General features: G+C 61.1%; 5 protein-coding genes. 4 read left to right on the forward strand and 1 reads right to left on the reverse strand.

The features are described from left to right. Nucleotides 1-255 precede the first annotated feature (255 nt). Entirely contained in the window at nt 256-6183 is a 5928-nt protein-coding gene (locus IEY58_RS32435; RefSeq protein ID WP_189052341.1) for an AAA family ATPase, read from the forward strand. On the opposite strand, the gene IEY58_RS32440 is transcribed toward IEY58_RS32435, so the two are convergent. Then, complete coding sequence (locus IEY58_RS32440; RefSeq protein WP_189052342.1) at nt 6149-6541, reverse strand: response regulator transcription factor; 393 nt, start codon at nt 6539-6541, stop codon at nt 6149-6151. The two genes, IEY58_RS32435 and IEY58_RS32440, sit on opposite strands and share 35 nt — an antisense overlap. A gap of 850 nt (nt 6542-7391) precedes the next feature. Here IEY58_RS32440 and IEY58_RS32445 point away from each other — a divergent pair. The 3 genes from IEY58_RS32445 to IEY58_RS32455 all read left to right on the forward strand — a co-directional run bounded on the left by IEY58_RS32445 (nt 7392) and on the right by IEY58_RS32455 (nt 10156). Beyond that, a complete protein-coding gene (locus IEY58_RS32445) occupies nt 7392-8609 on the forward strand; it encodes a polyhydroxyalkanoate depolymerase (protein WP_189052343.1) in 1218 nt (405 codons plus the stop codon). A 166-nt stretch (nt 8610-8775) separates the two neighbouring features. Continuing rightward, entirely contained in the window at nt 8776-9411 is a 636-nt protein-coding gene (locus tag IEY58_RS32450; protein WP_189052344.1) for a response regulator transcription factor, read from the forward strand. Between the two features lie 226 nt (nt 9412-9637). Next, a complete protein-coding gene (locus IEY58_RS32455) occupies nt 9638-10156 on the forward strand; it encodes a winged helix-turn-helix domain-containing protein (protein ID WP_229744133.1) in 519 nt (172 codons plus the stop codon). The last annotated feature ends 136 nt before the right edge of the window (nt 10157-10292 follow it).

Below are 10292 nucleotides of genomic sequence, written 5' to 3' on the forward strand. Positions count from 1 at the left end.
CACGCCTTATCGTGCTGACCTCTGGTAAGGCACCCGCGCTGCGGCCCGTGAGTTAAGCCCGGCAAATCGCGCCAAACTGTTGCTAACGGGAAGGCGGATCCACGTCTGCCGGATCAGGCGTGATCGACGGACGGCTGGCATTTCTCAGGCGATGCGGTACGATTTTCAGCAGGGAGGAGAGGCGGCGGGCGCGTGGCACACGCAAAGCCTGGCCGGGCGAACGCAACCCGGTAGCCTCACGCCGGAGTCTGACAGATGGTGCCGCTTTCGCAGAACGGCGCGTACTCGGACGGCTGCTCTGAGGCCTTGTGGGAGGACGGCGAACGCGTTTTCCACCGCGCCTGGCGACTAGACGATAACGGCAAGCGGCGCGCCGTGCTGCTCGTTGCTCCTGCCGCCGACCACCCGTCCCGCTCAAGCCTCGATCGCCTCACCCACGAATACGAACTGAAGGATGAACTCGATGCGGCGTGGGCGATACGCCCGCTGGACCTCGTCCTCGACGCCGGCCGGACTGTGCTGGTGCTCGAGGATGCGGGTGGCGAGCCACTCGACCGGCTGCTCGGCGGGCCGATGGAGGTGGGACGCTTCTTGCGCCTCGCCGTCGCTGTTGCCTTCGCTCTCGGTAGACTTCACCAGCGCGGGCTCGTTCACAAAGATATCAAGCCAGCGAACATCCTGCTCAACGAGGCGACCGGCGAGGTGCGGCTGACCGGGTTCGGCATCGCCTCGTGCTTCGCGCGCGAGCGTCAGTCGCCCCACCCTCCCGAGACGATCGCCGGCACGCTCGCCTATATGGCGCCCGAGCAGACAGGACGGATGAATCGGTCAATCGATTCCCGGAGCGACCTCTACGCGCTCGGCGTCACTTTCTACAAAATGCTCACCGGTGCTTTGCCATTTGTCGCCGCGGAGCCGATGGAATGGGTGCACTGCCATCTCGCCAGGCAGCCGGTGGCGCCTGCCGAGCGGCTGAAGGAAATTCCTGACGCCGTCTCGGCGATCGTCATGAAGCTGCTGGCGAAGCGGGCCGAAGACCGCTATCAAACGGCGGCTGGTCTGGAAAGCGACCTTCGCAGCTGCCTCATCGAGTGGGAGGCGCAGGGCCGGATAGACGATTTTCCGCTCGGCGAACACGATGCGCCCGACCGGCTGCTGATTCCCGAGAAACTCTACGGGCGGCGGCGCGAGGTCGAGACTTTGCTCGCCTCCTTCGATCGCGTCGTCAATGGTGGCGCCCCGGAACTGGTCCTGGTCTACGGCTATTCCGGCATCGGCAAATCGTCGGTTGTCAACGAGCTGCAGCCGGTGCTGGTACCGCCGCGTGGCCTGTTCGCTTCCGGCAAATTCGATCAGCTCAAGCGCGATATTCCCTACGCGACGCTGGCACAGGCGTTTCAGAGCCTGATCCGGCCGCTGCTCGGCAAGAGCGACGCCGACCTTGCGCCGTGGCGCGACGCCTTGCGGAAGACGCTGGGATCGAATGCAGGACTGATGGTGGATCTCGTTCCCGAGCTGAAGCTCCTCATTGGAGAGCCGCCGCCGATCGTTGAGCTTCCGCCGCTGGATGCGCAACGGCGCTTCCAGATGGTGCTTCGGCAGTTGATCGGCGTCTTTGCTCGGGCGGAACATCCCCTGGCACTGTTCCTCGATGACTTGCAGTGGCTCGATGCGGCAACGCTCGACTTTTTGGAAGACCTGTTGAGCCGGTCCGATCTCCGCAACCTCCTCCTCATCGGCGCCTTCCGCGATAACGAGGTCACTGCAGCGCATCCGCTCATGCGCAAGCTGGAGGCGATGCGCGCAACCGGAAGGGTGCAGGATATCAAGCTGGCGCCCCTGACGACCGATGACCTCGGAAACCTTGTCTCGGACTCGCTTCGCTGCGACGCCGAGCAGGCTGATCCGCTCGCTGGACTGGTGCACGCGAAGACGGACGGCAATCCGTTCTTCGTGATCCAATTTCTGCATGTGCTCGCTGACGAGGGTCTCCTAGCCTTCGATCACGAGCAGGCGCGATGGGCCTGGGACATGGGAGGCATCCACGCCAAAAAATATACAGACAACGTCGTGGAGCTCTTGGCTGGAAAGTTGACGCGGCTAGCGCGCGAAACGCAGGACGCGGTACGGCAGCTTGCTTGCCTCGGCAACGTGGCCGATGTTGCGATGCTCTCGATCGTTATGAAGGTGCCCGAGGAACAGGTGCACGCGTCTCTCTCGGAGGCCGTACGCCAACAATTGATCGACCGTATAGAGCGTTCCTACAAGTTCATTCACGACCGGGTGCAGGAGGCGACCTACGCGCTGATCCCGGAAAAGGCGCGCGCCGAGGCCCATCTGATAATCGGCCGGTTACTGCTGGAGCAGACACCACCGGAAAGACGCGAAGAGGCAGTCTTCGAGATCGTCAATCAGCTCAACCGCGGCGCGCCGTTTATCATCTCACGCGACGAACGCGAGCAGCTCGCAGAGTTGAACTTGGCCGCTGGCAAGCGCGCCAAGGCGTCGTCGGCCTATGCCTCCGCGCTGACCTATCTTACCACCGGTGCGGCGCTGTTGCCGGAGGACGCGTGGCAGCGCCGGCAGGAGCTGGCCTTCGAGTCGGAGCTGCACGCCGCCGACTGCGAGGTCTGTACCGGGGCGCTGCAAGCCGCCGAGCAGCGGCTGGCGGCGCTGGCAACGCGCACTGTCGACAACGTTCAACGATGCATCGTGGCACAGCGGCGCGTGGATCTGCAGGTAATCCTTGGGGCGGCCGAGAGAGTGGTGGCTATTGCCCTGGAATGCTTGCGGCACGTGGGCATCGATTGGTCGGCGCATCCCACCGAGGCGGAAGCGCGCCGCGAGTACGAGCGCATCTGGTCATTGCTCGGAGATCGCACGATCGAGGATCTCATTGACCTGCAGCGGCTCCAGGATCCGGAGGCCCGGGCGACGCTCGACCTGCTCACCAGCCTCGTTCTACCGGCACTGTACACCGACCCGAACTTATTCGCGCTCAGCGCTTGTATGGGCGTCAATCTCAGCCTGGAACACGGCAACAGCGAAGGATCACTGTTGAACTACGTGGCAACGGCGATGATCGCCGGCCCCCGCTTCGGCCACTACGTTGAAGGCTATCGATTTGGAAAGTTGGCCTGCGATCTGCTCGAACGTCGCGGATTTACGTACTTTGGGGCACGGACCTATACTGCCTTTGCGATTGTGGTTCCGTGGACACGACCGCTCACGGAGGGCATCGATCCGTCGCGCAGTGCCTTCCAGATGGCGAAAGAGAACGGCGACCCCGGATATGCCGCATTCGCCTCCCGCGGTCTCAGCACCATTCTTATTGCCCTGGGCCATCCACTCGACCAATTCGAGCGCGAAGCCCAGGACTCATTGGAGTTCCTGCAGAGGTACGGATTCTTCCTCGACAGGCTTTCCGCGCCAATCGGGCTCGCACGGACCCTGCGCGGAAGAACCACGAAGTTCGGGTCCCTCGACGATGGCGCATTCACGGAGCGCTCCTTCGAGGAGCGTATCACGGGTCAACCCTCTCGTGTCTTTTTGGAATCGTTCTACTGGATCCGAAAGCTCCAGGCGCGCTTCTTCGCCCGCGACTACGCTTCGGCGTTTGAGGCAGCGGAAAAGGTGGAGGCATGGTACGTGACCTCCCCGGCGCTATCGCTCTTTCCTTTAGAGAAGGCGGAATGTCACTTCTATGCCGGGCTAACTCGCGCCGCGCGGTGCGAGCCCACAGGTCCCGACCCTTACGCCAAACATCAAGAGGCAATCGGGAGGCACGAGCGAGAGCTTCGGGCCCTGGCGACGAATTGTCCGCAGAACTTCGAGGATCGTGCCGCGCTGGTCGGCGCTGAGATTGCCGGTATCGAGGGACGCCCGCTCGAGGCCATGGACCTCTACGAGCGCGCCATCGTGTCAGCACGCGCAAACGGCTTCGTCCAAAACGAGGCGCTCGCCTACGAGCTGGCCGCGCGCTTTTACGCGGCGCGCGGATTCGAGGAGGTCGCGGATCTCTATCTGGGAAACGCACGGCGGTGTTACCTCCGATGGGGAGCCGATGGAAAAGTGCGCCAACTCGATCAGCTCCATCCGCAGCTGAGGCAGCACGGAGGCGCGCCGAGACCATCGGGGACGATCGAAGCGCCGGTCGAACAGCTCGATCTCGCGACCGTGATCAAGGTGTCGCAAGCCGTCTCCGGTGAGATGGTTCTGGAAAAGCTCATGGACAGGCTCATGCGGGCGGCGATCGAGCAGGCCGGTGCCGAGCGAGGGCTCTTGATCTCCTTGCAGGGCGATGCGCTGCAGATCGACGCGGAGGCGACCGCGCAGGGGGAGAATGTAGCCGTGCATGTGCCGGATCGTGGTGCATGCGCAGTCGCAGTCGCCTTGCCACATTCGCTCATACGTTATGCGGCACGTACGCTAGAGACGGTGATTCTCGATGACGCATTGTTGCAGAACGCGTTTTCTGCTGATTCTTACATTGTGCAGCATCACTCCCGTTCCATTCTCTGTTTACCATTGATCAACCAGGGAAAGCTCAACGGCATTCTCTATCTTGAAAACAATCTGGCGCCGCGCGTTTTCACCCCTCTGCGCATCACGGTGCTGAAAGTGCTTGCGTCGCAGGCGGCGATCTCGCTCGAGAATACGCGGCTCTATCGGGATCTTGAAGATCGCGAAGCAAAGATTCGGCGTTTGGTCGATTCCAACATCATTGGCATATTTATTGGCGACCTCGACGGTCGGATTGTGGAGGCCAATGACGCGTTTCTCCGCATCCTCGGATACGACCGTGAGGACTTGGTTTCGAGGCCCTTGAACTGGATCGAGCTCACCCCACCAGAATGGCGGGAGCGCAACATTCGTACTCTGGTGGAACTGAACGCAACCGGCAAAGCTCAAGTCTTCGAGAAGGAGTACTTTCGGAGAGACGGCGGCCGCGTTCCCGTGCTCATTGGCGCTGCATCACTGAAAGAGGGCGGCAACGAGGCCGTCGCGTTCGTTGTCGACCTGACCGAGCCCAAACGGGTGGAGGAGGCGCTGCGTGAAAGCGAGCGAGGCTTGCGCTCGGCGATTGACGGGATACCGGGTTTCGTTGCGGTCTTAGCCCCGAATGGCGACGTCGAAGCTCTCAACCGTCAAATCCTCGAGTATTGTGGCCGGTCACTGGAAGAGCTGAAGATCTGGGGGACGGACGGAACGATTCATCCTGATGACGTCCCCCACGTCGTTGAAGTCTTCACAAGATCAATCGCCGCCGGTGTTCCCTTCGAGTACGAAAATCGCTTAAGGCGCTTCGACGGCAAATACCGGTGGTTTGACGTCCGGGGCGTTCCAATTCGGGATGACTCTGGGCGCATTACCCGTTGGTATCTTCTCCTGACGGACATCGAGGATCGCACGCAAGCACTGGCGCGCTTGCAGCAGATGCAATCGGATTTCGCCCATATGAACCGCGTGAGCATGATGGGAGAATTGGCAGCCTCGCTCTCTCACGAGATCGCGCAACCGATCGCCAGTGCGCGCAATAATGCCCGCGCGGCCCAGAATTTTCTGAAGATGCAGCCGCCGGACCTGGGCGAGGTCTGGGAAGCACTCTCCAGTGCCGTTGGGGACGCAGATCGAGCCGGAGAAATCATTGACCGCATCCGTGAGCAGATGAAGAAAGCGCCGCCGCGAAAGCATCGTTTTGATCTTAACGCAGCAATCAATGAAGTGATTGTGTTGGCGCAAAGCGTGATCCTCAGGAATGGCGTCTCGGTCCAGAACCGGCTTGCGGATGGATTGTTTCCCGTTCAGGGGGATCGCGTTCAGCTGCAACAAGTCGTCCTGAACCTGATCCTGAACGCGGTTGAGGCAATGGGCTCGGCTGACGCTGGTCCACGAGAGCTGTTAATCAGCACCGAGCAAGACGACACCGGCGTTCTCGTGGCGGTGCGTGATACCGGGCCGGGCATCGCGCCCATGCACTTCGAGCGCGTTTTCGAGGCATTCTACACCACGAAACCGAGCGGCGTGGGGATGGGACTGTCGATATGCCGGTCCATCATCGATGCTCATGGGGGCCGGCTGTGGGCCGATGCGAACGAACCGCGCGGCGCCGTATTTCAGTTCACCTTGCCCGGCGCTGAAAGAGAGCTCACGAATCCTCTTCAATCGGTTCGCCGGACGTGAGGACCGCCTGAAGGCACCGTTTCAGATCCTGTTCATCCACCGGCTTGCGAAGGTAACAGACGACCCCGTCATTCACGGCGCGGATCCGGTCAACATCATTGGGGTAGGCAGTCACGAGGATCGTCGGAATCGCGCGGCCGGCATCGACGAGGTGTCGATAAAGTTCGATCCCGGTCATCGCTGGCATGTGGACATCGGCGATCAGGCAGGCCGGTTCGGCGAGACGAGGGGATGCGAGGAAATCGGCCGCCGAGGGGAAAACCTCGACGGCATAACCCAGCGATCTCATGAGCCGTTTCATCGACTCGCGAAAGAACCGGTCATCTTCAACGACCGAAACCAATACCTTTTTCATCATGCCGCCTATGGCCGTTCGCGAGACCCGTCGTGGGGCAGCCAACTATGCGGACGCTCCGCATGGAATTGCTCGATTTGTGCGAGAATGCCATCGGCGCAACGCCGACGTCCCATAAACTTTGGCTTATCTCGACGACAATTGCGGAGCTGAGCCGCCAAGGCTTGTGGTCGAGGACTTCGGCTGAGCGAACGCGGTCGCTGGGATCATAGGCGACCGCTAGGACCAAATCCGAGCGCCGTAAGCCTTCGTATCGACGTCTTGCCACCTTTGGATGGCCGACGTCGACCTACGCTCAATTGAGCCGCTGGTGACGATCCTCTTAGTCTGCATGCGTCTGAAAAGCGCACAGGCCAGAGGAGAGAACAATGTCTCACCACTTGGAAAGTCACGGGTCCGACAAAGCCAAGCGATGCGCAATCTGTGGTGGCAAGTTTGGTCTCGTTCGGCATTATTCGTGGCGAACCCAGCTTTGCTCCAGGAAGTGTGTCGATCGCTTCAGAACTCGCCGCCAAAGGTACGGTAATTGGATGGGCTGGCTCCAAATCACCTTCGTCCGGCTGCCCCACACCGCGCAAGGGCCTTACAGCGTTTCAGAGGCAAAGAATATTTGAAGACAGCGCAGGCTTTGCTCCGTACCGCCAAAACCATGACTTACGGATCGATTGCGGGTCAGCTCAAAGACTTGCCGATGACGACCAGCGGTGAGCTGGGAAGCGTTCGCTCGATGACGCAGCCAAAGCATTGGCTCGATCGGCTGCTATCGGACCAAGCGAAATCGAACTTCAGCCGAAAAATCGACTGTCCGGGGCAAAGGGCCAATGTGGTTGCCTCGAGGGAGATGTGACGGCAAATGTTGTATCAGGCCTATCAAGCGCATGCTGATGTCATGGCGCCGCTGCGGGTTCTGGCGCAGGCGACTGGCGCATTCCTGAAGCAGCCGTGGCCGGGCTTCGGCGACAATCTCATGGTCCGCACTATGGCCGCCGCCTGCGAGTTGGTTTCGCGGGCCGGCATGTCCCACAGACGCCCGCCCTTCGCCATCGAGACGACGGTCGTCGATGGCCGCGAGGTCGCCGTGAGCGAAGAGGACGCAGTCGTCACGCCGTTCGGCAATCTGCTGCATTTCGCCAAGGAGGGCGGCGCCGAGCAGCCGCGTGTGCTGCTCGTGGCACCGATGTCCGGCCATTTCGCGACGCTGCTGCGCGGCACGGTCAAAACGTTGCTCCCTGACCACGACGTCTACATCACCGACTGGAAGAACGCGCGCGCCGTGTCGCCATTGCACGGACGTTTCGATCTCGACGATTTCATCGACACAATCATAGAATTCGTCAATTTCCTCGGCCCGAAGAGCAATGTCATCGCGGTGTGCCAGCCGGCCGTTCCTGTGTTTGCCGCGGTGTCGCTGATGGCGGCCGCCGGCGATCAGAATCAGCCGGCGACCATGACGCTGATGGGCGGTCCGATCGACACGCGAATCAATCCGACGCAGGTCAATCTGCTGGCTACCACACGCGATCTCGAATGGTTCGAACGGAACGTCATCACCTCGGTGCCGCTGCGCTATCCCGGCGCATTCCGCCGGGTCTATCCAGGGTTCCTGCAGCTCGCGGGGTTCATGACCATGAACCTCGACCGCCATGTCAACGCCCATGTCGACCTGTTTCATCACCTGGTGAAGGGCGATGGCGAGAGTGCCGAGGCCACGCGCCGCTTCTATGACGAATATACGGCTGTCATGGATCTGCCGGCGGAGTTCTACCTGCAGACGATCCGCGAAGTGTTCCAGGAGCACTCGCTGTCGCTCGGCCGTCTCGTCTCGCGTGGCCGTAAGGCGGAGCCGCAGGCGATCCGGCAGACCGCGCTGCTGACCATCGAGGGCGAGAACGACGATATCTGCGCCGCCGGCCAGACCTCGGCCGCGCACGCGCTGTGCTCTGGTCTCTCTGCGGCCAAGAAGGCCCAGCACATCCAGCCCCAGGTCGGCCATTATGGCGTCTTCAACGGCCGCCGCTGGGCGACCGAGATCTATCCGGTGCTGCGCGAGTTCATCCGCACCCACGGCTGAGGCAAGGGCCGAACGGCCGATCGCTAGCCGATCGTCTCGCGTGCCTGCTGGGGAAAATGGGGCTATTCAGGTCGAGAGATTAGGACTAGAAAATGCACGGTTGGGCAAAGCTTGCAAACCAAAGGCAAACGCTGGTTTTCGTGATCGTTTAATCCGAGCAGCAGCGATGTCTGACGCAACCTCCACCGTGCTGGTCATTGACGACGATCCGGACCTCCGCGCGTCGGTCGGACGCCTGCTGCGATCGCTCGGCATCAATGCTCAGCTATTTGCGTCCATTTCCGAATTCCTCAAATCCGACCTGCCCGATTGCCCGACCTGCCTGGTGCTCGATGTCAGGTTGCCGGGGCAGAGCGGCCTCGATCTACAGCGCGAGCTCGCTCAAGCCAAAAGGGAACTTCCGATCATCTTCATTACGGGGCACGGCGACATCCCGATGTCGGTGCAAGCGATGAAGGGCGGCGCGATCGAATTCCTGACCAAGCCATTCCGCGATCAGGATCTCCTCGATGCCATTCAGCTCGGCCTCTCCCGCGACCGTGCACGGCGGGAAAATGAGCAGGACATGGCCGCTCTCAGGGAGCGCTTCGGGTCACTGAGCCCCAGGGAGCGCGAAATCGTTATTCAGGTCGCTCGCGGCCGCCTGAGCAAACAGATTGCCCACGATATCGGCATCTCGGAGGCCACGGTGAAGGTGCATCGCAGTCGGGCGATGCACAAGATGGAGGCCCGTTCGCTTCCCGAGCTCGGCCGAATAGCCGACAAGCTCAAGCTGGTATCTGACGAGCCGCAACGCTCCTGAGCTCTACGCTTTGCGCGACGCGCCATTCGCTTGGCCGGATAAGCGGTGTCAAGCACCCCCTCGTTTTATCCGCCATTACCGCCCGGTCGAAGCGGTCACGCGCTGGGGGCCTGTAAATTTAGGTTTAGGAAAGGCATCCGCATCGGTATTTGCGCGCAACCCGCGTGCAATAGCATGCAGGACCTCAAGCCTTCACATTACGTCTCACAAGGATCTTTGCCGAGAAATGGCCCTCCAACGCACGCGAGGCCCCATGCACGCATCAGGATCGACTACAGCTTTCGGGCGTTCGCCCTCATCTGAGTCCTCGGAGCCGGTACAATTTCATCCTGAGCCGCGACTCTACACGGGACGCGCCGTTCAGAACCCGGATACCGACGAGCCATTCTTCGAAGAACGGATTAAGGCGGCTCGCACGGCGCCAACCGAAGTTTCATTCGGACGGTTTCGCCTGTTCCCGACACAGTTTCTTCTGCTTGAGGGCGACACGCCGGCGTCCCTCGGGAGCCGTGCTCTGGAAATCCTGATTGTTTTGCTTGAGCGACCAGGTGCGCTGGTCAGTAAGCAAGAATTGATGGCTCGCGTTTGGCCAAATGTTTTTGTCGAGCCTGCCAATCTCACCGTCCATATTTCTGCATTGCGTCGGACGCTTTGCGACGGACGAGACGGCAATCGGTTCATCATCAATATTCCCGGGCGAGGCTACAGCTTCGTCGCTCCAGTCGCCGTCGCCGATGGCCGATGAGATGGAGCATGACGTGCTGGGGATCGCGCTGCGGGGCGATCGTGCGGCGTTGCTGCGCTTTGGGGTCCGGAACGGCAAAAAACCCCTGAAAGCGGAATGCTTTCAAGGGCTTGATCTGGTTGCGGGGGCAGGATTT

The organism is Aliidongia dinghuensis, assembly GCF_014643535.1.
GTDB lineage: Bacteria > Pseudomonadota > Alphaproteobacteria > ATCC43930 > CGMCC-115725 > Aliidongia > Aliidongia dinghuensis.

Bases quoted from the DNA above. Each gene is read 5' to 3' on its own strand.
- IEY58_RS32440 (WP_189052342.1), bottom strand. From the start codon at position 6,541: ATGATGAAAAAGGTATTGGTTTCGGTCGTTGAAGATGACCGGTTCTTT.
- IEY58_RS32450 (WP_189052344.1), top strand. From the start codon at position 8,776: ATGTCTGACGCAACCTCCACCGTGCTGGTCATTGACGACGATCCGGAC.
- IEY58_RS32455 (WP_229744133.1), top strand. From the start codon at position 9,638: ATGGCCCTCCAACGCACGCGAGGCCCCATGCACGCATCAGGATCGACT.
- IEY58_RS32435 (WP_189052341.1), top strand. From the start codon at position 256: ATGGTGCCGCTTTCGCAGAACGGCGCGTACTCGGACGGCTGCTCTGAG.
- IEY58_RS32445 (WP_189052343.1), top strand. From the start codon at position 7,392: ATGTTGTATCAGGCCTATCAAGCGCATGCTGATGTCATGGCGCCGCTG.